Here is a 26545-nt window from a genome sequence, read left to right as displayed (position 1 = left end):
CCTATGGCATCGACGGCGCAGCCCATCGTGCCGCACTCGCCGTCGACGGTGCCACGGTGGCGTTCCTCGCCGGAGGCGTCGATCGGCCCTACCCGCAAGGGCATCAGCAGCTGCTGCGTCGGATCGTCGACACGGGAGCGGTCGTCAGCGAGGTGCCGTGCGGTGTCGCGCCGACGAAGTGGCGCTTCCTGTCCCGGAATCGGCTCATCGCTGCCCTCGGCCACGCCACGGTCGTCGTCGAGGCGGGGTGGCGCAGTGGCTCGCTCAACACGGCCGGTCACGCCGCGTCGATGGGAAGGCCGCTCGGTGCGGTTCCTGGGCCGGTCACATCGGCGTCGTCGGCGGGATGTCACCGTCTGCTCCGCGAATATGACGCGAGATGCGTGACGACTGCCGGCGAGGTGCGTGAACTGTGGGGGAGCGCGGCCGACGCGTGGCCCGCGCCCGAGGTTCCGCTCGATGCAGAGCAGCGCCGACTGCTCGATGCCATCGGGACGCGCACCTGGGTGACTGCGGCCGAGATCGCCGCTCGTGCGGGACTCGCCCCGGGACAGGTGACCGCGCTGCTGGGTGTCCTGGATCTCGACGGTGTCGTGGAACGTTCGGAGAGTGGATGGAGGCGCAAGCGCGCTGCAGGGCGGCGCGGCTGACGCCTGCCGGCGCACCGGTCGTGCAGGCTGGCAGCGTGGAGTTCTCGGTCGCGGCGGATGCGTTCACCGAGCACCTGTCGACGGTGCGACGGCTCTCCGCCGCGACCGTCCGCGCCTACCGCTCGGATCTGCGCGATCTCGGCTCGAACGTGGGCCACTCGGCCCTCGAGTCCATCGACCTGGATGCCCTGCGGGACTGGCTGTGGTGGGCGACGCAGCGGGGCGATGCCCGCTCCACGCTGGCGCGGCGCACGGCAGCGGCTCGATCGTTCTTCGGGTGGGCGCACGAGCAGGGGTTCATCGACGTGGATCCGAGTCTGCGTCTCATCAGTCCGAAGAAGGCCAGAACGCTGCCCACGGTCGCATCCCATGACGCGATGGAGCAACTGCTCGACGCTCAGCGCATCGCCGCGGAGTCGGGCGAGCCGATCTCGATGCGAGACCGCGCGATCCTCGAGCTTCTCTACGGCGCGGGTATCCGTGTCTCCGAACTGTGCGGAATCGATGTCGACGACGTGGACCTCGATCGCTGCACCGCTCGCGTGCTGGGCAAGGGCTCGAAAGAGCGGGTCGTACCCTTCGGGATGCCCGCACGGGCTGCGATCGGTGACTATCTCACGCGTTCGCGGCCCGCCCTGCTCGCTCGGTCATCGACCTCCACGGCTGCCCTCTTCCTCGGCAGTCGCGGCAGCCGCATCGGGACGCGAGCGGTGTACGGCCTCGTCGCGGACGTGCTGTCCCCGTTCGTCGGCGCGGAGACTGTCGGCCCGCACGCTCTCCGCCACACGGCGGCGACACATCTTCTCGACGGCGGAGCGGATCTCAGGGCCGTGCAGGAGATCCTCGGCCACGCGAGTCTCGGAACGACGCAGATCTATACGCATGTGTCGACGGAGCGGCTCGCTGCCGCGTACAGACTCGCGCACCCCCGCGCCTGAACGGGACCCGCGAGCAGGCTCGACCCGCGAGCGACTCCCGATCGGGAGGGTCAGAGAGGATCGCAGCAGGGGAGCAGCACTGCGCGCGGCACGGGGCCGAAGAGCAGCAGCGGATTCAGGTACACGCCGTCGAGTCGCACACCCACGTGCAGAGTCCCCGTCGCGGAGTGTCCGCCCCGCCCGACGGTGCCGAGGGGGTCGCCCCTCGTGACCGCCTCGCCCGGAGAGAGCTCCGACACGACCGGTTCGAACGTCGAGACGTAGCCGCCCGGATGTTCGACGGTGAGCAGAGGGCGGTCGACGACTGTGCCCCGGAATGCCACCACGCCGTCATCGGGGGCGCGAACGATCCCGCCTCCCTGACCTATGTCGACGCCGCGATGCCCCGCGGCGAAGTCGTGGGCCGGCGCCCGATACGGGTTCAGGATCTCCCGCGGGCCTTCCACGGGCCAGTCCCACACGGGAAGCGACGATCCGCCCACGGAGCCGACGGCGAGTGTCGCAGGCACACCCGAGGCTGTGCAGACGATCGTCATCATCACCACGATGATCGCAAGAAGGCGGACAGGGCGTGGGTGGCGACGGCTCTGCATCGGTCGATCCTCGGGCATCCGTTCGCGGTCGGGCGCGTCGTCCGGGGAGCCGCGCGCGGCGGCGGTGGACATGTCGGCGATCGTGATCGCCGTGCAGAGCAAGCTGCGCACGAGGATCCTGTATGATTGACGAGCACCTCGATCTCGGGGTGACTACGCGTGCCCAGAGCGACTCCGGTCGTGGCATCCACTCCCACAGGTCCTGCTCCACGCAGGTGGGCGTGCGCCGGGCACCAGGAAGTTCGATCGTCCGATCGACTTGACAACCTCAATGGCGCAGGAATGCGCCGGAACAAGGAGACGACCATGGCTGTGGTCACCATCCGCCAGCTGCTCGACAGCGGCGTGCACTTCGGACACCAGACTCGTCGGTGGAACCCGAAGGTCAAGCGCTTCATCCTCACCGAGCGCAGCGGCATCCACATCATCGACCTGCAGCAGTCGCTGGGGTACATCGACAAGGCGTACGACTTCGTCAAGGAGACCGTCGCGCACGGCGGCACCATCCTGTTCGTCGGAACCAAGAAGCAGGCGCAGGAGATCCTCGCCGAGCAGGCGACCCGCGTGGGCCAGCCCTACGTCAACCAGCGCTGGCTCGGCGGACTGCTCACGAACTTCCAGACGATCGCGAAGCGTCTCGCCCGTATGAAGGAGCTCGAGGAGCTCGACTACGAGAACCCGGCCGCTTCGGGCTTCACCAAGAAGGAGCTCCTGCTCAAGAAGCGCGAGCTGGACAAGCTTCACAAGTCGCTCGGCGGTATCCGCAACCTCACCAAGACGCCGTCCGCCCTCTGGGTCGTCGACGCCAAGCGTGAGCACCTCGCCATCGACGAGGCCAAGAAGCTCGGCATCCCCGTGATCGGCATCCTCGACACGAACGCCGACCCGGACGACTTCCAGTACCCGATCCCCGGCAACGACGACGCGATCCGCTCCGTCTCGCTGCTCACCCGCATCATCGCGGACGCAGCCGCCGAGGGTCTTCAGCAGAAGCACAACCCCGAGACGGGCGACGCTGAGCCGCTCGCCGACTGGGAGAAGGAGCTTCTCGAGGCTCCCGCCGAGTCGACGACCGAGGCTCCGGCCGCCGAGGCTCCGGCTGAGGACGCCGCGACCGAGGCTCCTGCAGAGGATGCCGCCGCAGCCGACGCTCCTGCCGCAGAGGCCGCCGAGGCCCCGGCCGAGGCTGACGCCAAGTAATTCCGCGACCACCACACACATCACGAAGCAAGGAGCCACCACACATGGCCAACTTCACCATCGCCGACCTCAAGGCGCTGCGTGAGCAGCTCGGCACGGGAATGGTCGACACCAAGAAGGCGCTCGAGGAGGCTGACGGAGACGTCGAGAAGGCCACCGAGATCCTGCGTCTCAAGGGTGCCAAGGGCAACGCGAAGCGCGCTGACCGTTCCACCAGCGAGGGCCTCATCGTCGCTCGCGAGCAGGATGGCGCTGTCACCCTGATCGAGCTCGCCTGCGAGACCGACTTCGTCGCGAAGAACGAGCGCTTCATCGCGCTGGCCGACAAGGTCGCGGACGCCGCCGCCGCCGTCAAGGCGGAGTCGGTCGAGGCCGCTCTCGCCGCCCAGGCGGGCGACAAGAGCGTCGAGCAGGTCATCTCGGAAGAGGCTGCGATCATCGGCGAGAAGGTCGAACTCCGCCGTGCACGCACGATCTCGGGCGACAAGGTCGAGGTCTACCTGCACCGCACGAGCAAGGACCTGCCGCCGCAGATCGGCGTCGTCGTCGCCTACACGGGTGACGACGCGGAGACCGCTCGCAGCATCGCGCAGCACATCTCGTTCGCGAACCCGTCGTACCTGTCCCGCGAGGACGTCCCGGCTGAGGCTGTGGAGAAGGAGCGCGAGATCGTGACCGAGATCTCCCGCAACGAGGGCAAGCCGGAAGCGGCCCTGCCCAAGATCGTCGAGGGCCGTGTCTCCGCGTTCATCAAGCAGGTCGCCCTGCTCGAGCAGGACTACGCGAAGGACAACAAGCTCTCTGTCGCCCAGGTGGCGAAGGACGCCGGTATCACCGTGACGGACTTCGCGCGCTTCAAGGTCGGCGCGTAACATCGTCGAAGGGGTTCGGATCACCGCGATCCGGACCCCTTCTTCATGCCCAGAAGGCACTATCTTGAATCGGGACGAGAGGATCACCCCCATGACCGACCGCACAGGACGCCGCCGCGTTCTCCTCAAGCTCTCCGGCGAGGCGTTCGGCGCCGGCCAGCTCGGCGTCAATCCCGACGTCGTCAGCCAGATCGCACGCGACATCGCCGCGGCGGTCGACCGCGTAGAGATCGCCATCGTGGTCGGAGGAGGCAATTTCTTCCGAGGAGCGGAACTCAGCCAGCGCGGCATGGACCGCGGCCGCGCGGACTACATGGGCATGCTCGGCACCGTGATGAACGCTCTGGCGCTCCAGGACTTCCTCGAGCAGGCGGGCGCGCCCACGCGCGTGCAGTCGGCCATCTCGATGACTCAGGTCGCGGAGCCGTACATCCCGCTGCGTGCGGAGCGTCACATGGAGAAGGGACGCGTCGTGATCTTCGGCGCAGGCGCGGGTCTCCCGTACTTCTCGACCGACACCGTCGCCGCGCAGCGCGCACTCGAGATCGGCGCACGGGAAGTGCTCGTCGCCAAGAACGGCGTCGACGCGATCTACACCGCCGACCCCAACAAGCACGCGGACGCCGAGCGGATCGAGCGCGTGACCTATCGCGACGCTCTGCAGCAGGGCCTCAAGGTCGTCGATTCGACCGCCTTCAGCCTGTGCATGGACAACAACATGGACATGCGGGTGTTCGGCATGGAGCCGGTGGGCAACGTAACCCGCGCGCTCCTCGGCGAGCCCATCGGAACTCTCGTCACGGCCTGAGCGCCTGACTGGGCTCCCGTGCCCAGGCCGATAGAATTGCTTCACACCCCGACGATAGGAGTCACCGTGATCGCGGATGTCCTCGCAGATACCACTTCTCGTATGGCCCGAGCGGTCGACGCAGCCAAGGAGGACTTCTCCACTGTGCGCACGGGGAGGGCGAACCCGCAGCTGTTCCAGAAGCTGCTCGTGGACTACTACGGCACGCCCACGCCTCTCGCGCAGCTTGCCTCCCTCGCGAATCCCGAAGCTCGTTCGCTGCTGATCACGCCCTATGACAAGTCCGCGCTCAAGGCGATCGAGCAGGCTGTGCGCGACATGCCCAACCTGGGTGCCAACCCGACGAACGACGGCAATGTCGTCCGCGTCACGATGCCCGAGCTCACCGCGGAGCGCCGCAAGGAGTACGTCAAGCTCGTCAAGTCCAAGGGTGAGGATGCGAAGGTGCACGTGCGCGGCATCCGTCGCAAGGCGAAGGACGAGCTCGACGCGCTCAAGAACGAGGTCGGCGAGGACGAGATCGCCCGTGGCGAGAAGGAACTCGACGCCCTCACGCGCCAGCACGTCGACCTGATCGACGACGCACTCAAGCGCAAAGAGGCCGAACTGCTCGAGGTGTAGGCGGGATGTCAGACGATTCCACCGGTGCTGGTGCCGATCAGCCGAACACACGCCGCGAGGCGCGTGACTCATCGGCGCCGGCCGGCGGCGTCACCGGCGGCGAGGGAACAGACCCGGTCTTCGACACCGGGAGCGTTCCGCCCCGGCCGCCTCTGCCCGGCGGCGAGCCACGTGCGTCCGCATCGGTTCTCGACACCGCCGATCACAAGGTCATCAGAGACCAGTGGCGCATGGCGCGGGACGAGCTCGGCACACACGTCTCCTACGCTCGAGACCAGTTCGATCAGGCGAACGAGAGGATCAAGGAGCGTACCGGTCGCGATCTGGTCCTCGCCATTCTGATCGGTCTCGCGTTCGGGGGCGCTCTTCTCGCGTCTCTCCTGTTCATCAAGGTGCTCTTCGTGCCGTTCGCCCTCGCGGCGGCGCTCCTCGGCGTGTACGAGCTCGCGCTGGCGCTGCGCACGTCCGGACGGCGAGTTGATGTCGCACCGCAACTGGGCGCCGCTGCTCTGGTCGTGCTGACGGCGTTCTTCGTCGATGTGTGGCTGGTCTGGGTCATGCTCTTCATCGCGGTGGCTGTCGTGATCGTGTGGCGGCTGGTCGCGCAGATGATGACGCAGGACGGACGCACGTACGGCGATGTCCTGACGGATGTCGTCGTCGCCGGATTCGTCCAGATCTACGTGCCCTTCCTCGCGGCGGTCGCGCTCATCCTGCTGAAGCAGGACGGCGGGCAATGGTGGGTGCTGAGCTTCATCGCGATCGCGGTCGTCGCAGACACGGGAGCCTATGCCGCGGGCCTGGCCTTCGGTCGTCATCCCATGGCGCCGAGGATCAGCCCGAAGAAGACGTGGGAGGGTTTCGGCGGCGCCGTGGTCGGGTCCATCACCGCCGGCGTCCTCCTCGCCATCTTCCTGCTCGGCCTGCCCTGGTGGATCGGGGTCATCTTCGGTGTCGCGATCCTGCTGTCCGCGACCCTGGGCGACCTCGGCGAGTCCATGCTCAAGCGCGATCTCGGCATCAAGGACATGAGCTCGTGGCTTCCGGGGCACGGCGGACTCCTGGATCGTCTGGACAGCATCCTGCCGTCCACGGTCCCCGCGCTCTGCCTCTACTTCCTCTTCTCCTCCTGGACGGTGCTCTGATGACTTCCGACAACGCGTCGATCCGAGAGAGCGGTGCGCGCACGACCCCGGCGTTCTCCGTGACGAGCGGACGCGACAAGGGATATCACCGCGCGGCCGTCGACACCTTCCTCGCTGCGGCCCGCGCCGCGTTCGAGAACTCGGACGGCGAGCTCACCGCCGCGGACGTCAGGGTCGCGTCGTTCCCGCTCGTGAAGGAGGGGTACGACGTGACGGAGGTCGATGCGGCGCTCGGTCGGGTCGAGGATGCTCTGGCAGCCCGTGAGCGTGATCGGGCTGTGCGGTCGCGGGGGGCGGGGGTCTGGGTGGACCAGGCACGCGGTGACGCGCAGGTGATCCTCGATCACCTGGCTCGTCCGGCACGCCACAGGTTCGCACGCACCAACGTCCTCACCTTCGGTTATCGCGTCGACGAGGTCGACCATGTCGCAGGCCGCATCGTCCGATATCTCCGTGACGGCGAGGCGCTGACGGCTGAGCAGCTCCGCTCGGCGGCCTTCCGCATGCAACGCGGCGGGTATCGCGAGGAGCAGGTGGATGCTCTCCTCGATGCGACAGTCGACGTGATCCTGGCCGTTCGCTGAACGTTCTCCGTGGTCGAGCGCCTGCTCACCCGGTAGACTCCCTCGTATCGTGAACACCCGAGACGACATGCTCCTCACGCGCGAAGACGAGACGCCGGTCCGCGCGACGCCGGCGCTTTCGGTGCGCAAGGGCTCGCGCAAGCACACCGTCGCCGGAATCGTGAGCGCGCTCGCGGTGATCGGATTCGCGGGCGCCATGGTCGCGCCGACCGGGGTGGCCCTCGCGCAGCAGCCCGATGAGGCGGCTCCGGAGTCCGCGTACTCTCTCGCTCTCGCGGACACGCAGAACCTCACGGTCGCGTCCGACGGTGCGGCGATCGCACCGGTGCAGCGCGGAACGTTCACCGTCTACGTCACTCCCACGCCGACTCCGACACCGACGCCGACCGAGAAGTCTCCGTCGGCCCCGTCGTCGCCCGGCGGCGGAGGGGGACCGCTGTTCTACACCGGCGGGGGCGCACCCGCTGAATGGATGGCGGCCGCGGGTATCGCGGAGGGTGACTGGGGATACGTCGACTACATCGTCTCTCGGGAGAGCGGCTGGAACCCGAACGCGACGAACAAGTCCTCCGGAGCGTGCGGACTCGTCCAGGCCCTGCCCTGCAGCAAGGTGCCGGGCAACGGCTACGACCCGATCGACAATCTCAGGTGGGCGACCGGATACGCCACCGGTCGCTACGGCAGCTGGGCCGGCGCACACGCGTTCTGGACGAAGAACCACTGGTGGTGAGCGGCGGTCATGCCCCGCTCACATCGCCGCCGTCAGACGCGCCCCGAGTCTGAGGACTCCCTCGACCGTCTGCTCGCATCCTGGAAGCGCACCGAGGTGCGCCGGGGGGCCGAATGGACCGTGCAGCCGGTGTCTGCCGTCCAGGCACAGAAGGAGTACAGCTGTCCGGGATGCAGCCGGATGATCGAGCCCGGGACACCGCACGTCGTCGCCTGGCGCGCAGACGGGGTACTCGGCGACGCTGCCGACCTGGCAGCGCGGAGACATTGGCACACCCACTGCTGGAGGTTGGCATGAGCACAGAGATCCGTGGACCGATCGAGCTGCCCGCCCGGCGGGAGGCCATCGAGCTCATCACGGCCGACGAGCTGACGCTGGTGGGAGAGCTCGCCGTGCCCGAGTCTGCTGCGCCCGCCGCGACACTCGTCACGCTGCATCCGCTGCCGACGGCCGGCGGATTCATGGACTCCCACATCCTCCGCAAGGCCGCAGCACGACTTCCTGCCATCGCAGACCTCGCGGTGCTGCGGTTCAACACGCGCGGTACCAGCTCGCCACACGGCACGAGCGAAGGCCAGTTCGACGGGGGCGGAGCCGAACAGTTCGACGTCGCCGCGGCCATGGACTTCGTCCGAGACCGAGCCCTTCCGCGTCCCTGGCTCCTCGGGTGGTCCTTCGGCACGGAGCTCGCCCTCAAGTACGGGCGCGATCACGACGTCGAGGGCATCATCCTGCTCTCCCCGCCGCTGCACCGCGCGACGGATGCGGAGGTCGCCGCGTGGGCGGACTCGGGTGTCGAGGTCGTCATCCTGGTGCCGGAGCTCGACGACTACCTCCGACCCGACGAGGCCCGCGTGCGCTTCGCCTCGATTCCCCACGCGACGTTGATCGCCGTCGAGGGCGGGAAGCACCTGTGGGTGGGGGAGGCTCAGACCCGCCGTGTCCTCACGGAGATCGTCGCGGCCGTGAATCCGGCTGCTCTCCCGCTCCCGACGACGTGGCCGGCTGACTAGAGGTCGTTCATCCGCGGGATCAGGACCTGACGGTAGATGATCAGGATGCTCGCGGCCACAGGGATGGCGATCAGCGCACCGAGCAGACCGAGCAGGCTGCCCCCGGCGAGAGCGGCGACCACGACGACCGCCCCGGGAACCGACACGGCTCGGCTCATGATCCTCGGCGAGATCACGTACGCCTCGATCTGCATGTAGATCAGGTAGTAGATCGCGGCGGCGATCGCGGTCCCGGTCGAACCGAGGCCGGGGATGAGGCAGACGAGCACGATGATCGTCGATCCCGTCAGAGTGCCGACGAGGGGGATGAGCGAGAAGAAGAACGCGATCACGGCGAGCACCGCGGGGAACGGGGCGTCGATGATGGTGAGGAACACCATGCTCAACACGCCGTTGATGACTCCCTGCGACACCTGTCCCATGACGTAGTAGCCGACCGAGTCGGTGATCTGCTCGGCCAGATCGATGAACCGTTCGCGCTTGGAGGCGGGGGCGAGCTGATAGACCGCCCTCTTCAACGAGGGTGTCGACGCCGTGAGGTAGATCGTCAGGATCAGGACGATGAAGGCACCGAACAGCCCGCCCACGACCGCGCCGCTCACCGCGAGCACTCCCTGGCCGATCGATCCGCCGATCTGCGCCACATTCGTCTCGAGCCAGTTCGCGACGTAGGCGAAGACCTCGTCGACCTTGAGGTTGGGGAAGGTGTCGACCATCCATTCGCGCAGGTCGTCGAGGAATGTGCCGCTCTGCACGATGGCGGTGATCTGCGCGATCAGCTGGGAGATCTGGTCGACGAGCACCGGAAGGACGATCAGCACCACTCCCGCGAACACGCCGAGCACGGCGAGGATGGTGATCAGGACCGCAAGCCAGCGCGGAAGACGACGGCGCTCGAGGAAGGTGACGAGAGGGTCGAGTCCGAGGCTGAGGAACAGGGCCGTGCCGACGTAGAGAAGGACGGTCGAGAGGCTCTGCACGCTCCCGATGAGGAGGACACCCAGACCGACGCCGAGCGTGGCCACGAGGGCGGTGCGGAAGGGGTTGTGGATCTTCATCTCACGGCTCCTCGGGAAAAGCGGATGCTGCAAGGGTATCCACCGGGGCGACCGTGACCGTTCGCGACGTGCCGCAGCGAGGGCCTCGTGGGCAACACACAGGTGGTTTCGCTAGTCTGAAATGTCGAGTGTTGCGACTCGGGCGAGCGTCCGGGCCGCGTGAGGAGACTATTCGTGCGTTTCGTATGGGCCGTGGTGGCCTTCGTGCTGGCCGCGGGACTGATCGGTGCAGGCATCGCCCAGCGAACCATCTTCCAAGGACCGTCGACCGAGAAGGTCGCGGTCGACGTCGCTGAGCCGGCGCCTTTCGTGCTGATGGACGGCGAGGTGCTGCGGGAGAACCCCGGTGCCCAGACCCTCCTGATCCGGGGCGAGGGCGACATCTTCGCGGCGTATGGCCGCACGGCGGACATGGAGGCGTGGCTCGCGGACACCGAGTACAACCACGTGACCGCCGGCGACGCGGGCGAACTGGACGTCGAGTTCGTCGAGCCCTCGGTCGATGCCGCTGCGACCGAGCCCGCGCCGGGAGAGGTGCCTGCCGAGGGAGCGACCGGCGAGGCTGTCGAAGGCGACGGGACTTCCGTCGAGGCCGCGGGCCGCAACCCGGCCGGTTCGGATCTGTGGCTCAACTCCTTCACGGAGACGGACTCCCTGATCACGGATCTCCAGCTGCCTGAGGGCGTCAGCGTCCTCATCGCATACGACGGCACGCAGGATGCCCCTGACGACATCGTCCTGTCATGGCCCCTCGACAACTCGACCCCTCTCGCGGGACCGCTCATGGCGGCGGGAGCCGCCGTGCTCGTGGTGGGGCTGATCCTCTACGTTCTCGGCATCCGCCACCAGCGTCGCGGTCGGGGACCGCGCCGAAAGGGTCCTGGACCGCTCCCGGTGACCGAGCCGATCGACCTGGCACAGCTGCCGCCGTCGGAGCGCGCCGCGATCGAGGGAAGGGGCTCGTCGGCAGCCTCCGATCCTGCCGACGGGGAGCAGACGCCCGCCGATGCCGACGCGAGCGAGGAGACTCCCACCGGGAACGCGGCGAAGTCGAGCGAGATGCGCGCCGCCGCACCTTCTCGACGACGACTCCTCGCAGTTCCGGCGATCGCGCTCACGGCGCTCCTCGCCACCGGATGCTCGGCTGATTCCTGGCCCCAGATCGGTGAGGCGTCTCCGTCGCCGACGCCCACGGAGACGGTGATCGCCCCCGACAATCAGAAGCCCCCGGCAGTGACCGAGGCGCAGGCGAAGAAGATCCTGCAGAGTGCGGCCGCGACCATCGGTGAAGCGGATGCCACGATGAACCTCGACCTCGCCGGAACGCGGCTGGACGGGCCGGCGCTGACGGCGCGCACGACCGAGTACGCGCTGCGGACCGCGCTGCCCGAGACCGCACCTCCGGCTGCGATCCCCACTGAGGACGTCGAGGTCGTGCTGCCCGAGGCGACCGATCGCTGGCCGCGCACAGTGCTCATGCTCTCGAAGAGCGAGGGCGATGACACCGTGCCACCTGTGATCCTCACGATGACGCAGCAGGATCCATGGTCGAACTACCGGATCACCAACATGGCCGAGATGTCGGCCGATGCGGTGTTCCCCGATGTCGCAGCCACCTGGCTCGGAACTTCGCTCGTCCCGGACGATTCGGCGTTCCTCAGCATCCCCCCGGCTGAGCTCGCCGAGACGTTCGCTGACGTGGTCGATGCGGGGGAGCAGAGCGCGGCCTACGGTCTCTTCGACGATCTGGCGCTCAACCTCGCGAAGTCCATCCGCGACAGCCGCCAGGCCGTGGTCCAGAACCTCGCCGACAACGGGGCTGCAGAGACCTCGCAGACCGCCTTCGACATCGCCCCTGCAGACACGGCGCCCGTCTCGATGGCCACCCTCGGCAGCGGAGCGATCGTCGCGGTGTCGCTCATCGACAATGAGACGGTGACCCCGACATCGGCGGACGCCGTCATCCGCTTCGGTGAGAACGCCCAGGTGAAGGCGCTCACGGGCGTCACCGAGTCGGCCAAGGGCGTGACCACGCGTTACGAGTTCCAGCTGTTCTTCTCGGTCCCTGCTCAGGGGTCGTCCGAACAGATCCGCCTCCTGGCTGTCCGCCAGGACCTTCTCTCCGCAGAGGTGCTCAAGTGACCGATATCTCTCCTGCGGCCCTCCGAGGCGCCGTCGATCTCTCCAGTCTCCGCAACCGACCTACCGCGCCCCCTTCCGGTTCTGAGGCGGCGGCCGCAACACCGGACCTCGTGGTCGATGCCACGGACGAGACGTTCGGGCAGATCCTCGAGATCTCGCGGACGGTGCCGGTGGTCGTCGACCTGTGGGCCGAGTGGTGCGGTCCGTGCAAGCAGCTGAGCCCCATCATCGAGAAGGTGACGCGTGAGCTCAACGGCAAGGTCCTCCTGGCGAAGGTCGACGTCGATGCCAACCCTCAGTTGGCGCAGGGTTTCCGTGCGCAGTCGATCCCGATGGTGGTCGCCCTCATCGCCGGCCAGCCCGTGCCCATGTTCACCGGTGCTGTCCCCGAACAGCAGGTGCGAGAGGTCTTCGCCCAGCTGCTGCAGCTCGCCGCCCAGAACGGCGTGACGGGCACGCTCGACGTCGGTGAGGCGCCCGAGTCGCAGCCGGCGGCTGAGGAGCCGCCCATGCCGCCGCTGCACGCCGAGGCCTTCGCCGCCATCGAGAGCGGAGACTACGCCGCAGCGGTCGTGGCCTACGAGAAGGCCCTCGCAGAGAATCCTCGCGATGAGGATGCGCTCGCGGGCCTGGGCCAGGTGCGACTGCTCGACCGTGTGCAGAAGCTCGATCTTCAGGATGCCAGGGCGGCGGCCGCCGCGGGGCCGCTCGACATCCAGGCGCAGTTCGACGTCGCGGACCTCGATCTCGCGGGTGGCCACGTCGACGACGCCTTCGGTCGACTGCTCGACCTGTTCGCTCAGCTGCCCTCGGATCAGCGGACACCTGTGAGGGAGCGTCTCGTCGAGCTGTTCGGGCTGATCGGCGCGGCAGATCCGCGAGTGATCGCGGCACGCAACAGGCTGTCGTCCCTGCTCTTCTGAGCCGACCGCACCTCACAGCCCCGGCTCACGATGGCCGGGGCTGTCTGGTGCGTGGGGTGCCGGATCAGCCGTGGCTGATCGTGGGCACGTGCGGGTCGCTCTCGTAGCGAAGCCAGATGGTCGACAACGCAGGTATCGTGAGGGTCGCCGTCGCAGGTCCCTCGTCGTCCGAGTGGGCGACGACCATTCCGAGGTTTCCCGACCCTCGTCCGCCGAACTCCGCGGCATCCGTGTTCAGGATCTCCTGCCATACGCCGGCGACCGGCATCGCGAGCCGATATCCGCTGCGCTCGACTCCGGCGAAGTTGCTGATCACGACGAGTCGACCACCATGAGCGTCACGGCGCTCGAACACGATCACGTTCGGGTCCCAGGTGGGGGCGCCGAGACGGGAGAACGCGGACCCGTCGTTGTCCCGCTCCCACAGCGGAGCCTGAGCACGATACGTGTGATTGAGCTGGCCGACGAAGCTCTGCAGCTGCGCGTGCGACGGCTGGTCGAGCAGCCACCAGTCGAGTTCGCGGGACTCGGACCACTCCGCCAGCTGTCCGAACTCCTGCCCCATGAAGAGCAGCTTCTTGCCCGGGTGGCCCCACATGTATCCCAGGTAGGCGCGGGCGTTCGCGAGCTTGTGCCAATGGTCGCCGGGCATCTTCGAGAGCAGGCTGCCCTTGCCGTGCACGACCTCGTCATGGCTGATGGGGAGCAGGTAGTTCTCCCCGAACGCGTACACGAACGAGAACGTCATCTCACCCTCGTGGTGGGCACGGTACATCGGATCGCGTTCGATGTACTGGAGGGAGTCGTTCATCCAGCCCATGTTCCACTTGAACCCGAAGCCGAGACCGGCATGGTCGGTCGTCGCCGTCACTCCGGGGAAGCTCGTCGACTCCTCGGCGATCATGAGCACGCCGGGGTGCAGGCGATAGGCGGTCGCGTTGACCTCTTGGAGGAACCGGATCGCCTCGAGGTTCTCCCTGCCTCCGTGGATGTTCGGCTCCCACTCGCCGGCGTTGCGCGAGTAGTCGAGGTAGAGCATGGAGGCGACGGCGTCGACCCGGAGGCCGTCGACGTGGAACTCGCTCAGCCAGAACAGCGCGTTGGCCACCAGGAAGCCTCGCACTTCGGGGCGGCCGTAGTCGAAGATGAGGGTTCCCCAGTCCTGGTGCTCGCCGCGGCGGGGGTCGGGGTGCTCGTAGAGCGGCTGTCCGTCGAACTTCGCGAGGGCGAAGGCGTCCTTGGGGAAGTGCCCGGGCACCCAGTCCATGATCACGCCGATGCCCGCCTGATGGAGCCGGTCGATCAGGTACCGCAGGTCGTCGGGGCTGCCGAAGCGGCTGGTCGCCGCGTAGTATCCGCTGACCTGGTAGCCCCACGAGCCACCGAACGGGTGCTCGGCGAGCGGCATGAACTCGACGTGCGTGAAGCCGGCCTCGGTCACGTGTGCGATGAGCGGGTCGGCGGCTTCGCGGTAGCCCAGGCCCCCGCGCCACGAGCCGAGATGGATCTCGTACACCGACAGCGGCTGCGCGACGGCATGCGTCGCCGCGCGGCGGGTCATCCACGCACCGTCCGACCAGGCGTAGGTGGATGCGGTCACGACGGATGCCGTCTCGGGCGGTGTCTGCGCCGCCTGGGCCATCGGGTCGGCCTTGAAGATCCACGCGCCGCCGCGGGTGCGGATCTCGTACTTGTAGCGCGTGCCGACAGCCAGATCGGGGATGAACAGCTCCCAGACCCCGCTCACACCCATCGAGCGCATGGCGTGCGATTCGCCGCTCCAGCCGTTGTGATCGCCGACCACGCGGACGGCCGTGGCATTGGGGGCCCAGACGGCGAAGGCCACCCCGCTCTCGCCGCCGCTCACTCGTGGATGCGCTCCCAGCACCTGCCAGAGCCGCTCGTGACGCCCCTCCGCGATCAGGTGCAGGTCGATGTCGCCCAGCGTGGGGAGGTGCCGATACGGGTCGCCGGTGATGGTCTCGTCATCGTCGCCGTACGCGGCGGCGATCCGATACGCCACGGGGGCGCCGTCATGCTGCGCTTCCCAGATGCCGTGCGCGACATGATCGAGCGGCAGCCGGCTCCCATCTTCGAAGACAGCGGCGACCGAGGAGGCGAGAGGGCGGCGCGCACGGATCACGGTCACCGTGCGGTTGCTCCCGTCCTTGGCGGGATGCGAGCCGAGCACCGCGTGCGGGTCGTGGTGGGCGCCGGCGGCGACAGCTGCCCAATCCGACGATGTTGCGGCATCTTCGACGTAGCTCATGCTCGTCTCCTCACCTTCAGGATGTGCACAGGCTCGGCGAAGGCGTCGAGGCGCACGTAGTTGTGATCGGCCCACGTCCACACGGCCCCGGTCAGCAGGTCCTCCACCTCGAAGGGCTCGCCGGGCGGCACGCCCCAGATCGTGGTGTCGAGGTGGACGGTGGTCTCGCGGACGGAGTGCGGATCGACGTTGGCGACGACGAGGATCGTGTCGTCGTGGCCCGTGCCCGTGAACGCGGCGTCGAGGTGCTTGCTGTAGACGAGCACCGAGTCGTCGTCGCTCCAGTGCACGGAGAGGTTGCGGAGTTGCCGAAGAGCCGGGTGATCGCGACGGATCTCGTTCAGCCGACGCAGAAGCGGTGCGAGCGAGTCACCCGATGCCTCCGCGCCTTCCCAGTCGCGGAACTTGAACTCGTACTTCTCGTTGTCGATGTTCTCCTCGGAACCGGGCCGCGCCACGTTCTCGAAGAGCTCGTATCCGGCGTACACGCCGTAGATCGGGGCCGCGGTGGCGGCGATGCAGGCGCGGATCCGGTAGGCCGCACGTCCGCCGAACTGCAGGTACTCGGTGAGGATGTCATGCGTGTTCACGAACAGGTTCGGCCGCATGTAGTCGCTGGTCTCATGGGCGACGCTGGTGAGGAACTCCTCGAGCTCGGCCTTCGTGTTGCGCCAGGTGAAGTAGCTGTAGCTCTGCTGGAACCCGACGGCCGCGAGCGCCCGCATCACCGCGGGTCGCGTGAATGCCTCGGCGAGGAAGATCACATCGGGGTCCTGGGCGTTCACCGTCGCGATGAGCCACTCCCAGAACTGCAGCGGCTTCGTGTGCGGATTGTCGACGCGGAAGATCTTGACGCCCTCGCGCACCCAGTGCTGCACGATGCGCAACATCTCCTGATAGATGCCGGCGGGGTCGTTGTCGAAGTTCAGGGGATAGATGTCCTGGTACTTCTTGGGAGGGTTCTCGGCGTAGGCGATGGTGCCGTCGGGGAGAGTGGTGAACCACTCCGGGTGCTCGGCGACCCACGGGTGGTCGGGCGACGCCTGCAGAGCGATGTCGAGCGCGACTTCCAGGCCTTCGTTGCGGGCGGCGCGGACGAACGCGCGGAAGTCGGCAGGCTTGCCGAGCTCGGGATGGATCGCGTCGTGCCCTCCGTCGGCGGAGCCGATCGCGTAGGGCGAGCCGGGATCACCGGGCTCGGTCGTGAGCGTGTTGTTGCGGCCCTTGCGGTTGGTCGTGCCGATCGGATGGATCGGCACGAGGTAGATGACGTCGAACCCCATCGCGGCGACCGCGGGGAGGCGCTTGGCCGCAGTGCGGAACGTGCCGCTCTTGATAGAGCCGTCCTTGAGACGCCGGGCGCCCTCCGAGCGCGGGAAGAACTCGTACCACGCTCCCACCCCGGCAGCGGTCCGTTCGACGAGGAGAGAGCGTGCGGGAGCCGCCGAGCGCAGCGTCGTCAGTGGGCGATCGTGGAAGATCTGCGCGAGCTCCGGATCGGTGGCCGCCGCAGTGGTCATCGCCGCATCACCGGTCGCCAATGCCGTCGCGACCTCGCCGAGACGTCGGCGCTGAGCGGCCGGGCGGTCCTTCTCGCGCGCGGCGCGGGTGAACAGCTCTGCGCCGAGGGCCGCCATGACCGGCACATCGACTCCGACCGCGACCTTCACCTCGGCTGCGTGGGCCCAGGTCGCGTAGTCGTCGGAGAAGGCCTCGAAGCGGAACGTCCAGCGCCCCTGCAGGTCGACGGCGAGCTCCGCGCCCCAGCGATCGGTCCCGTCGAGGAACGGGGCGAGGCGGTGCAGCGTCTCCTCCCCGTCGGGCGACGTCAACCGGAGCTGTACGCCGATCAGGTCGTGCCCTTCGCGGAAAGCGACGACACTGAACGGCACCACCTCGCCGACGAAGGCCTTCGGAGCGAAGCCGCCCGGAACGGACGGAGTGCCGGCGAGGAGGGGGATGCGCGTCGCGACGAGCGCCTCGCCGTCGGAGACGGGGCCCCACGGGCGCGTCGGGATCTGAGAGGGGCTCCGAAGAGCCTTCGGACGGATGCTGCTCATACGTGCGGCCACTACCCGAATGTACCGCGACGGCCGTACCGCGGGTAGCTCGCGGAAGGCACCGGCGCGCCGCTCGTCATTCGACGCGGAAGAGTCGCATGGAGGTCCCCGCGATGGGCAGGATGTCGCCCGGTGCGAAGACCTCTCCACCGGCTTCGGGACGATCGTCGGCACTCGACCACAGCGAGATGAAGCGCGTCGCGTCCTCGAGCTCCTCCGGGAGTCTGACGTCGATCGGCGACTCCGTGCCGTGCACGATGAGCAGGATCCGGTTGGCGGGCTCGCGGTCGGGCGTGGAGGCGGCCACGTACTGCAGCGTGCGGTTGCCGGGGTCCGCCCACTGCTCGCTCTCCATGGTCTCGCCGTTCTGGTCGAACCAGTCCATGACGGAGGCGTTGGGGATGTGCTCGCCGAGGCGGGCATAGCGACTCGGCCGCAGCGCAGGGTTCTCGGCACGGAGCGCGATGAGTCGGGCTACGTGGGCGCGCAGGTCCTCCTGCCACGGAGCGGGGTCCCAGCCGAGCCAGGTCAAGGACGAGTCCTGCGCATAGGCATTGTTGTTGCCTCGTTGTGTGCGGCCGACCTCGTCGCCCGCCGTGAGCATCGGGATCCCCGCCGACAGCAGGAGAGTGCCCAGCAGGTTGCGCATCGCCTTGCGTCGGGCCGCGAGGATGCGCGGGTCGTCGGTCGGACCCTCGATGCCGTGATTGAACGCGCGGTTCATGTCGGCGCCGTCGCGGTTCTGCTCGCCGTTCGCCTCATTGTGCTTCACGTCGTACGACACGAGGTCGTGGAGGGTGAATCCGTCGTGCGCCGTCACGAAGTTGATGCTCGCGAGCGGCCCTCGTTCGTCCGCGAAGGTGTTCGATGACCCGGCGAGTCGCGTGGCGAAGCCGCCGATGCCGACCGGAGCGGACGCGCGTCGCGCGTAGTCGATGTCACTCAGCCAGAAGTTGCGCACCCGATCGCGGTAGCGGTCGTTCCACTCCATCCAGCCCTTGGGGAAGTTGCCCGTCTGCCATCCGCCCATGCCGACGTCCCATGGCTCGGCGATGAGCTTGGTCTCCCGGAGGATCGGATCGTTCGCGATCGCGGTGAGCAGCGGGTGCTCGGGAGTGTAGGCATGCGAGCCGTCGCGTGCGATCGCCGTGGCGAGGTCGAAACGGAATCCGTCGATCTGCATCTCCTGCGCCCAGTAGCGCAGCGAGTCGAGCACGAGACGAGCGCCGGCATCCGTCGAGGTGTCGAGGGTGTTGCCGCACCCTGTGGTGTCGATGTACGCCCCCGAGGCCTCCTGTCGGTAGTAGCTCGCGTTGTCGATGCCGCGGAGACTCGAGCGAGGACCGCCGAGCCCCTCTTCGGAGGTGTGGTTGTACACGACGTCGAGGATGACCTCGAGCCCTGCTTCATGCAGCAGGCGCACCATGCCCTTGAACTCTGCGAGAACCGCCTCGGGGCCGCCTTTGCGCGCCTCCTCCGTCGCATATGCGTTGTGGGGAGTGAAGAAGTTGAGGGTGTTGTAGCCCCAGTAGTTCGTGAGACCGCGCTCGAGCAGCCGGGGCTCGGGGACGAAGGCCTGCACGGGCAGCAGCTCGATCGACGTGATCCCGAGCGAGTGGAAGTACTCGATCATCGCCGGGTGGGCGAGCCCCGCGTAGGTCCCGTGGAGAGCGGGGGGAACGTCAGGGTGGCGCTTCGTGAGCCCCTTGAGATGGCCCTCGTAGATGACGGTGCGGTCGAGCGGGATACGCGGCTTCGTGGACTGACCCCAGTCGAAGCCGTCGACGATCACCACGGAGCGCCACTCCTCGTAGCCGTCGCCCTGGGCCAGTCCGCGGGCATAGGGGTCGAGCAGCAGCGTCTCAGGATTGAACGTGTTCCCTGGTCCGTGAGGGCCTCCGACACGGATCGCGTATCTGGTGCCGGGCTGCAGCAACTCGGTCGTGACCTCCCAGACGCCGCCGGGCAGTCGTTCCAGGTCGACCTGATCGATGACCCAGTCGAGGTCTGTGGCGTCGAAGACGACGAGCTCGATGGACGAGGCGTTCTGCGACCAGACGCGAAGGGTTCCGACGCCGTCATGGAGGCGGACGCCGAGGTTGTCGAGTGCAGTACCGCCGGGCACGGTGATGTCTCGGATCGCGGGCATGAGTACACCATAGAGGTCTGCGCTCGGGTCTCAGGACAGCGTGCACTCAGTTCCATGTGCGTCCCGGCGCGCGGAAATGGGGGAGAGTGGAAGGATGCAGCACTACCTCGATCACGCCGCGACCACTCCGCTGCGCCCCGAGGCGCGCGAGGCCTGGCTCGACGCGAGCGCAGTCGTCGGCAACGCCTCGTCGACGCACGGAGCCGGCCAGGACGCGCGCCGTCTGCTGGAGGAGTCGCGGGAGCGCGCCGCAGCGGTGCTCGGGTGCGATCCGATCGAGGTGGTCTTCACCTCCGGCGGGACGGAGTCGATCAACCTGGCGCTGCAGGGGCTGTGGCACTCGCGACCCGAGGGGACCGACGCGATCGTCATGCCGGACGCCGAGCACCACGCGACGGTGGACACTGTCGAGGCCCTGATCGCATCCGGAGCGACGCTACGCTCTGTTCCGGTATATCGCACAGCGGCGATCGATCTGACCGAATTCGCGGCACAGCTGCCCGGCGCGGCTCTGGCGACCGCGCTCGTGGCCAACAACGAGGCCGGGACGATCAACGACGCCGAGGCTCTGTCGTCGTCGGCCGCTGCCGCGCGCGTTCCGCTGCACCTCGATGCCGTCTCGGCGCTCGGTCATGTGGCGCTGTCCTTCCGGGGCCTGAGGGGAGACGCCCCCGACGCTGTGGGACTCGTGGCGATGAGCGTCGCCGGACACAAGATCGGGGCGCCCGTCGGGGTCGGTGCCCTGATCAGCGCGCGCACCGCCCGGATCTCGGCGATCCTGCGCGGAGGCGCGCAGCAGCGGGGGCTCCGGGCCGGAACACAGGACGTCCCCGGAGCAGCCGCGTTCGCCACGGCGCTCGAGCTCGCGGAGAAGGAACGCCACTCGGAGAACGCCCGCCTCAGCGCGCTGCGGGATCGCCTCATCGACGGCATCCTCCGACGTGTTCCGAGCGCGGAAGTGCTGGGCGACCGCGCGGAGCGGCTTCCAGGCAATGCGCACATCCTGTTCCCGGGGGCGGTGGGTGAGAGTCTGCTGTTCCTGCTCGACATGGCGGGCATCGCCGCGTCGACCGGCTCGGCCTGTCAGGCGGGTGTCGCGGAACCCTCGCACGTCGTGATGGCCATGGGCCGCAGCGAACAGGATGCACGCAGCGTGCTGCGGTTCTCGCTCGGCCGCACCTCCACCGACGCGGATGTCGACGCCGTGCTCTCCTCGATAGCCGATGCGTACGCGAGGGCATCCGGCTCCGGCTCAGCCGAGCGCTCGTAGACTGGCTGCATGAGGATTCTTGCGGCCATGAGTGGCGGGGTGGACTCCGCCGTGGCGGCTGCGCGCGCCGTCGAGGCGGGCCACGACGTCGTCGGTGTCCATCTCGCGCTCTCGCGGGCCGGCGGGACTCTGCGGACCGGAAGCAGGGGCTGCTGCACGATCGAGGACGCTCTCGACGCCCGACGGGCAGCCGACCTGCTGGGCATCCCCTTCTACGTGTGGGACTTCTCCGAGCGGTTCCGCGAGGATGTGATCGCGGACTTCGTCTCGGAGTATCAGGCGGGGCGCACTCCGAATCCGTGCATGCGCTGCAACGAGAAGATCAAGTTCGCCGCCCTCCTCGAGAGGGCGATCGAGCTCGGCTTCGACGCCGTCTGCACAGGGCATTACGCGACGCTCATCCCCACGGATGCCGGCCTCGAACTGCACAGGGCGGCCGACAACGCGAAGGACCAGTCCTACGTGCTGGGTGTGCTCACCGCCGAGCAGCTCGCTCACACCTACTTCCCGCTCGGCACCACACCCTCCAAGGCCGTGGTCCGTGCCGAGGCGGAGGCACGCGGGCTCAGCGTCGCGCAGAAGCCCGACAGTCACGACATCTGCTTCATCCCCGACGGCGACACCCGAGGATGGCTCGCCGAGAAGGTCGGCACGGCCACCGGTGAGATCGTCGATCGCGCGGGCGAGGTCGTGGGGTCGCATGAGGGCGCGCACGCCTTCACGGTCGGTCAGCGGCGCGGACTCAAGCTGGGCGTCCCTGCGGCAGACGGCAAGCCCCGCTTCGTCCTGGAGGTGCGTCCCGTCTCGAACACGGTCGTCGTCGGCCCGAAGGAGGCGCTGGCGACGCGTGAGATCTCCGGTGAGCGCTTCAGCTGGGCGGGCGCCGCACCCGAGGAGCCCGACTTCGACTGCGAGGTGCAGATCCGCGCTCACGCGGATCCCGAGCCGGCCAGGGCGTTCGTGTCGTCGGAAGGCGTGCGGGTCGTGCCGGAGCGGCCTCTGGACGGCGTCGCCCCCGGACAGACCGCAGTGCTGTACGTGGGCACGCGGGTGCTGGGCCAGTTCACGATCGATCGCACGGTGTCGGCAGTCCCAGTCGACGCGTAGCGCCTCGCTCTCGATGTCGGTGCCCGCTCGTAGACTGGCGGGGTGCCGGAGAACATCTCGTTGGAAGACGCCCGTGTCGAAGCGGAGGAGCTGACCACCCGCATCCTCGAGGCGAAGGACGCGTATTACGGACGCGACACGTCGCTGGTGGACGACTTCACGTACGACGGGTGGATGCACCGGCTCGAAGAGCTCGAGCGCCTCCATCCCGAACTCCAGGGGCAGGATTCGCCGACGCAGATGGTCGGTGCCGCGGAGGCGACCGGTCTCGCGACCATCGAGCACGCCGAGCGGATGCTCAGTCTCGACAACGTGTTCTCGATCGACGAGCTGCGGGAGTGGGCGGCGAAGACCCGGGCCGCGGCAGGGCGTGATGTCGATTGGCTCACCGAGTTGAAGATCGACGGGCTCGCGATCAACCTGCGCTATGAGAACGGCCGCCTCACGTCTGCGGCCACGCGAGGCGACGGACGCGTGGGGGAGATAGTCACCGAGAACGCGCTCCGACTCCCGGAGATCCCACGCGAGCTGTCGGGCTCCGGACACCCCGAGATCGTCGAAGTGCGCGGGGAGGTCTTCATTCCCGTGGCCGCTTTCGAGCGCCTGAACGCCGCGCAGGCGGAGTTCCGCGATCGCGCCTACGCGGACGCTCTGGCGCGATGGGAGGCTCGCGCGGGGGCCAAGAAGCCCTTCGACGAAGAGAAGGCCCGCACGGCCGCAGCGCGACGCTTCCCGTCCTTCGCGAATCCACGCAACGCCGCGAGTGGCGGGCTTCGTCAGCAGATCGAGAAGAAGAACGGGCTCGAACTCGAGGCGGGTCTGCTGCGCATCGAGTCGCTCGCGCTGTACGTGCACGGAGTCGGGGCATGGTCGAATCCGCCGGTCGCCGCGCAGAGCCAGGTCTACGAGCTGCTCGCGGAGTGGGGTCTGCCGACGAGCCCGCACACGAAGGTCTGCACGAGCATCGATGAGGTCACGTCGTTCGTCGAGCACTTCGGGGAGCACCGGCACGACATCGAACACGAGCTCGACGGCATCGTGGTGAAGGTTGACGAACTGTCGCTGCACGACGAGCTCGGCGCGACCAGTCGCGCCCCACGATGGGCGATCGCATACAAGTACCCGCCCGAAGAGGTGCAGACGAAGCTCCTCGACATCGTCGTCTCGGTCGGCCGCACAGGACGAGCCACTCCGTTCGCCGTGATGGCGCCTGCGCATGTCGCGGGGTCGGTGGTGCGGCAGGCGACGCTCCACAATAAGGACGTGGTGAAGGCCAAGGGCGTGCTGATCGGAGACACGGTGGTGCTCCGCAAGGCGGGCGACGTGATTCCCGAGGTCCTGGGTCCGGTCGTCGAGAAACGCGACGGCACAGAGCGTGAGTTCGTCATGCCTGCCGAGTGTCCGGAGTGCGGGACACCCCTGCGCCCCATGAAGGAGGGCGACATCGATCTGCGATGCCCCAACGCCCGCTCGTGTCCGGCACAGGTGCGAGGACGGGTCGAGCACATCGGGTCGCGCGGCGCTCTCGACATCGAAGCGCTCGGGGAGGTCACGGCCGCGGCGCTCACCCAACCCACGTCGCCTGCCGTTCCGCCGCTCGAGACGGAGGCCGGTCTGTTCGCGCTGACCCTCGACGAGATCGTGCCGATCGAAGTCGTCGTGCGCGACTCCGAGACCGGGCTGCCGAAGGAGGACGACGAGGGCTTGGTCAAGACCAGAGCTCCGTTCCGCCGCAATCCCACAGCCGCCGAGAAGAAGTCCGGTCTCGAAGGGCCGCAACCGTCATCGCAGGCGGTGACTCTCCTCGCCGAGCTCGAGAAGGCGAAGACGAAGGACCTGTGGCGACTGCTGGTCTCGCTGAACATCCGTCACGTCGGACCCGTTGCGGCGCGAGCGCTCGCGCAGTGGTTCGGGTCGCTCGAGGCGATCCGCGCGGCGACTCGTGACGAGCTCGCCGCCGTGGAAGGGGTCGGAGCGATCATCGCCGATTCGCTGCTCGACTGGTTCGAGGTCGACTGGCACCAGGAGATCGTGCGGCAATGGGCCGAGGCCGGCGTGCAGTGGGCCACGCCCGGGCACCCCGGTCCGGGTGCCGCGGTGGCGGAGGGCGGCGTGCTCGACGGATTGACCGTCGTGGCGACGGGGTCGCTCGACGGCTACACGCGCGACGGAGCGCAGGAGGCGATCATCAGAGCGGGAGGCAAAGCGGCGTCGAGCGTCTCGAAGAAGACCGATTTCGTCGCCGCCGGTCCGGGCGCGGGGTCGAAGCTCGGCAAGGCCGAGGAGCTCGGCATCCGCATCCTCGACGCGGCGCAGTTCCACATCCTCGTGACAGAAGGGCCCGACGCTCTCGGATGACCGTCACGTCCGCCGGTCGCCCTCGCCGGCACTCTGGCCGTCGGTGATCCGAGGCGGAACCACCGCCTTCCGCTGACGCTCGCTGCCGCGGTCTTCTCGGGCGGTTCGACCGGATACGCAGAACGCGCCGCATCCTGACATCGTCGGGGGTGCGGCGCGTTCGATGCGGTACTGCTGATCAGCCCTTGTGGCGCGGCTTGCGGAACGGCTTCTCCGCACGCTCGTCACTCCGCGCCGGACGCTCGTCGCGGTCGTAGCGAGGGCGGTCGTCGCGTCGATCGAAGCCTCCGCGGGGGCCGTCGGTACGGCGGTTCGCGGGTCCGCGGTCGGGCTTGATCTCGATCAGACGACCCGAGATGCGCGTGTCCTTCAGCTTGTCGAGGACAGACGAGTCGAGGTTCGCGGGCAGTTCGACCACGGTGAAGTCCGGGCGGATGTTGATCGCGCCGAAGTCGTCGCGACCCAGGCCGCCCTCGTTCGCGAGCGCTCCGACGATCTGCCGGGGCTCGACCCGGTGGCGGCGGCCGACCTCGATGCGGTACGGCTTGTAGTCGCCGCGGCCACGGCGCTCCCGCGGTTCGCGGGTCTCGCGGCGGTCACGGGTGTTGCTCTCGCGCGGCGGCCGGTTGTCGTACTCGACGGCCTTCGACAGTGCATCGTCGGCGGGGTCGAGCAGCAACGGAGTCTCTCCCTGTGCGACGACCGCGAGTGCCGCTGCGACATCCGCCTCGGGCACGTCGTGGTTGCGCACGTAGTGGTCGATGATGTCGCGGAACTTCTCGATGCGCGCGGCGTCGCTGAGCGCCGTGGTGATCGCGTCGTCGAAGCGGGCGAGACGCGTGGTGTTCACGTCGTCGAGGCTCGGCAGCTGCATCTGGGTGGGCTGCTGACGCGTGGCCTTCTCGATGGACTTCAGCAGGTAGCGCTCGCGCGGGGTGATGAAGCTGATCGCATCTCCCGTGCGCCCGGCACGCCCCGTGCGGCCGATGCGGTGCACGTACGACTCGGTGTCGGTGGGGATGTCGAAGTTGATGACGTGGCTGATGCGCTCGACGTCCAGACCTCGAGCGGCCACGTCGGTCGCGACGAGGATGTCGAGCTTGCTCGCCTTGAGCTGGTTGACGCTGCGCTCGCGCTGCACCTGAGGCACGTCGCCGTTGATCGCGGCGGCGGAGTATCCGCGGGCGCGCAGCTTCTCGGCGAGCGTCTCGGTCTCGTTCTTCGTCCGCACGAACACGATCATGCCGTCGAAGTTCTCGACCTCGAGGATGCGCGTGAGCGCATCGACCTTCTGCGCGTACGACACGACGAGGTAGCGCTGCGTGATGTTCGTGCCGGTCGCGGTCTTCGACTTGATGCTGATCTCTTCGGGCTCGCGCAGGTACTTCTGCGCCAGACGACGGATCTGAGGAGGCATCGTCGCCGAGAACAGGGCGACCTGCTTCTCTTCGGGCGTCTGCGCGAGGATCTGCTCCACGTCTTCCGCGAAGCCCATCTTGAGCATCTCGTCGGCCTCGTCGAGCACCAGGTACTGCAGCTGCGAAAGGTCGAGAGTGCCCTTGGCGAGGTGATCCATGATGCGGCCGGGGGTTCCGACGATCACGTGCACACCGCGGCGGAGCGCCGACAGCTGAACGCCGTAGCCCTGCCCTCCGTAGACCGGGAGGACATGGACGCCCTTCATCTTCGATGCGTAGGACTCGAAGGCCTCGCACACCTGCAGGGCGAGCTCGCGCGTCGGTGCGAGCACGAGAGCCTGCGGAGTCTTCTGCGACACGTCGAGGCGCTCCAGGACGGGGAGCGCGAAGGCCGCGGTCTTTCCCGTGCCGGTCTGGGCCATGCCGACGACATCGCGACCGGACAGCAGGGTCGGGATCGTCGCGGCTTGGATGGGGGAGGGGGTCTCGTAGCCGAGATCCTTGATGGCCTTGAGGACGGGGCCGGTGATGCCGAGCGCCTCGAATCCAGGGGTCTCGGGGGCGTCGGTGGGCACAGCGTCTTCAGGAGTCACTGACCAAGGGTAGCGCGTCGCAGTCGCCCGTGCCTGTGAGAGCG

The 26545-nt window shown here is 68.2% G+C and carries 22 protein-coding genes; 16 read left to right on the top strand and 6 right to left on the bottom strand.

Going from position 1 to position 26545, the window contains the following annotated elements; translation table 11 throughout:
- Both RWO82_RS04310 and RWO82_RS04305 read left to right on the top strand, forming a co-directional pair.
- Nucleotides 1-650 (top strand): DNA-processing protein DprA (locus RWO82_RS04310; protein ID WP_314423811.1); only part of this gene is annotated, 650 nt, incomplete at its 5' end.
- Nucleotides 651-685: 35 nt separating this feature from the next.
- On the top strand, nt 686-1588 hold the full coding sequence (locus tag RWO82_RS04305; RefSeq protein ID WP_314423809.1) for a tyrosine recombinase XerC: 903 nt from the start codon (nt 686-688) through the stop codon (nt 1586-1588).
- Nucleotides 1589-1638: 50 nt separating this feature from the next.
- Here the strand turns inward: RWO82_RS04305 and RWO82_RS04300 are convergent, their stop codons facing one another.
- Complete coding sequence (locus tag RWO82_RS04300; protein ID WP_314423806.1) at nt 1639-2292, bottom strand: M23 family metallopeptidase; 654 nt, start codon at nt 2290-2292, stop codon at nt 1639-1641.
- 195 nt (nt 2293-2487) lie between these two features.
- Between RWO82_RS04300 and rpsB the strand changes: the two genes are divergently transcribed.
- From rpsB to RWO82_RS04255, 9 genes are all read left to right on the top strand, one after another.
- The gene (gene rpsB, locus RWO82_RS04295) at nt 2488-3381 is read left to right on the top strand and encodes a 30S ribosomal protein S2 (RefSeq protein WP_314423803.1); all 894 of its coding nucleotides are present in this window, start codon (nt 2488-2490) and stop codon (nt 3379-3381) included.
- A gap of 44 nt (nt 3382-3425) precedes the next feature.
- The gene (gene tsf, locus RWO82_RS04290; RefSeq protein WP_314423800.1) at nt 3426-4253 is read left to right on the top strand and encodes a translation elongation factor Ts; all 828 of its coding nucleotides are present in this window, start codon (nt 3426-3428) and stop codon (nt 4251-4253) included.
- A 91-nt stretch (nt 4254-4344) separates the two neighbouring features.
- Nucleotides 4345-5061, top strand: a complete 717-nt coding sequence (gene pyrH, locus RWO82_RS04285; protein WP_314423797.1) for a UMP kinase — start codon at nt 4345-4347, stop codon at nt 5059-5061.
- A gap of 66 nt (nt 5062-5127) precedes the next feature.
- On the top strand, nt 5128-5682 hold the full coding sequence (gene frr, locus RWO82_RS04280) for a ribosome recycling factor (RefSeq protein WP_314423795.1): 555 nt from the start codon (nt 5128-5130) through the stop codon (nt 5680-5682).
- A gap of 5 nt (nt 5683-5687) precedes the next feature.
- Nucleotides 5688-6827, top strand: coding sequence for a phosphatidate cytidylyltransferase (locus tag RWO82_RS04275; protein ID WP_314423793.1), 1140 nt, complete (start codon nt 5688-5690; stop codon nt 6825-6827).
- Nucleotides 6827-7411 (top strand): DivIVA domain-containing protein, encoded by a 585-nt coding sequence (locus RWO82_RS04270; protein WP_314423790.1) that lies wholly within the window; start codon nt 6827-6829, stop codon nt 7409-7411. Before RWO82_RS04275 ends, RWO82_RS04270 begins: the two co-directional genes overlap by 1 nt.
- A gap of 49 nt (nt 7412-7460) precedes the next feature.
- The gene (locus RWO82_RS04265; protein ID WP_314423787.1) at nt 7461-8141 is read left to right on the top strand and encodes a transglycosylase SLT domain-containing protein; all 681 of its coding nucleotides are present in this window, start codon (nt 7461-7463) and stop codon (nt 8139-8141) included.
- A gap of 9 nt (nt 8142-8150) precedes the next feature.
- On the top strand, nt 8151-8438 hold the full coding sequence (locus RWO82_RS04260; RefSeq protein ID WP_314423784.1) for a hypothetical protein: 288 nt from the start codon (nt 8151-8153) through the stop codon (nt 8436-8438).
- Nucleotides 8435-9154 (top strand): alpha/beta hydrolase, encoded by a 720-nt coding sequence (locus tag RWO82_RS04255; RefSeq protein WP_314423781.1) that lies wholly within the window; start codon nt 8435-8437, stop codon nt 9152-9154. Before RWO82_RS04260 ends, RWO82_RS04255 begins: the two co-directional genes overlap by 4 nt.
- Here RWO82_RS04255 and RWO82_RS04250 read toward each other — a convergent pair.
- Nucleotides 9151-10212 (bottom strand): AI-2E family transporter, encoded by a 1062-nt coding sequence (locus tag RWO82_RS04250; RefSeq protein ID WP_314423778.1) that lies wholly within the window; start codon nt 10210-10212, stop codon nt 9151-9153. The genes RWO82_RS04255 and RWO82_RS04250 overlap by 4 nt on opposite strands.
- A 174-nt stretch (nt 10213-10386) precedes the next feature.
- Between RWO82_RS04250 and RWO82_RS04245 the strand changes: the two genes are divergently transcribed.
- Both RWO82_RS04245 and RWO82_RS04240 read left to right on the top strand, forming a co-directional pair.
- Entirely contained in the window at nt 10387-12354 is a 1968-nt protein-coding gene (locus RWO82_RS04245; RefSeq protein WP_314423777.1) for a glycosyl transferase, read from the top strand.
- Complete coding sequence (locus RWO82_RS04240; RefSeq protein ID WP_314423774.1) at nt 12351-13277, top strand: tetratricopeptide repeat protein; 927 nt, start codon at nt 12351-12353, stop codon at nt 13275-13277. The genes RWO82_RS04245 and RWO82_RS04240 overlap by 4 nt, the downstream gene beginning before the upstream one ends.
- A gap of 64 nt (nt 13278-13341) precedes the next feature.
- Here RWO82_RS04240 and glgB read toward each other — a convergent pair whose 3' ends face one another.
- The 3 genes from glgB to glgX all read right to left on the bottom strand — a co-directional run bounded on the left by glgB (nt 13342) and on the right by glgX (nt 19755).
- Complete coding sequence (gene glgB / locus RWO82_RS04235; protein WP_314423771.1) at nt 13342-15546, bottom strand: 1,4-alpha-glucan branching protein GlgB; 2205 nt, start codon at nt 15544-15546, stop codon at nt 13342-13344.
- Nucleotides 15543-17606, bottom strand: a complete 2064-nt coding sequence (locus tag RWO82_RS04230; protein WP_314423769.1) for an alpha-1,4-glucan--maltose-1-phosphate maltosyltransferase — start codon at nt 17604-17606, stop codon at nt 15543-15545. Before RWO82_RS04230 ends, glgB begins: the two co-directional genes overlap by 4 nt.
- A gap of 76 nt (nt 17607-17682) precedes the next feature.
- Entirely contained in the window at nt 17683-19755 is a 2073-nt protein-coding gene (glgX, locus tag RWO82_RS04225) for a glycogen debranching protein GlgX (RefSeq protein WP_314423766.1), read from the bottom strand.
- Between the two features lie 94 nt (nt 19756-19849).
- On the opposite strand from glgX, the gene RWO82_RS04220 reads away from it, so the two are divergent.
- Genes RWO82_RS04220 through ligA form a run of 3 tightly spaced genes read left to right on the top strand, consistent with a single transcriptional unit; the run spans nt 19850 to nt 24490 of the window.
- Nucleotides 19850-21025 carry a cysteine desulfurase family protein gene (locus RWO82_RS04220; RefSeq protein WP_314423763.1) on the top strand — a complete coding sequence of 392 codons (1176 nt, stop codon included), beginning with the start codon at nt 19850-19852 and terminating at the stop codon, nt 21023-21025.
- A gap of 9 nt (nt 21026-21034) precedes the next feature.
- Entirely contained in the window at nt 21035-22132 is a 1098-nt protein-coding gene (gene mnmA / locus RWO82_RS04215) for a tRNA 2-thiouridine(34) synthase MnmA (RefSeq protein ID WP_314423761.1), read from the top strand.
- 42 nt (nt 22133-22174) lie between these two features.
- Entirely contained in the window at nt 22175-24490 is a 2316-nt protein-coding gene (gene ligA / locus RWO82_RS04210) for an NAD-dependent DNA ligase LigA (RefSeq protein ID WP_314423759.1), read from the top strand.
- 178 nt (nt 24491-24668) lie between these two features.
- Here the strand turns inward: ligA and RWO82_RS04205 are convergent, their stop codons facing one another.
- Nucleotides 24669-26501, bottom strand: a complete 1833-nt coding sequence (locus tag RWO82_RS04205; protein WP_314423757.1) for a DEAD/DEAH box helicase — start codon at nt 26499-26501, stop codon at nt 24669-24671.
- Nucleotides 26502-26545: the final 44 nt, after the last annotated feature.

Origin of the sequence: uncultured Microbacterium sp. (assembly GCF_963521645.1) — a bacterium.
Taxonomy (GTDB): domain Bacteria; phylum Actinomycetota; class Actinomycetes; order Actinomycetales; family Microbacteriaceae; genus Microbacterium.
The sequence above is the reverse complement of the archived record's forward strand: the minus strand, read 5'-3'. Positions and strand labels throughout refer to the sequence as shown.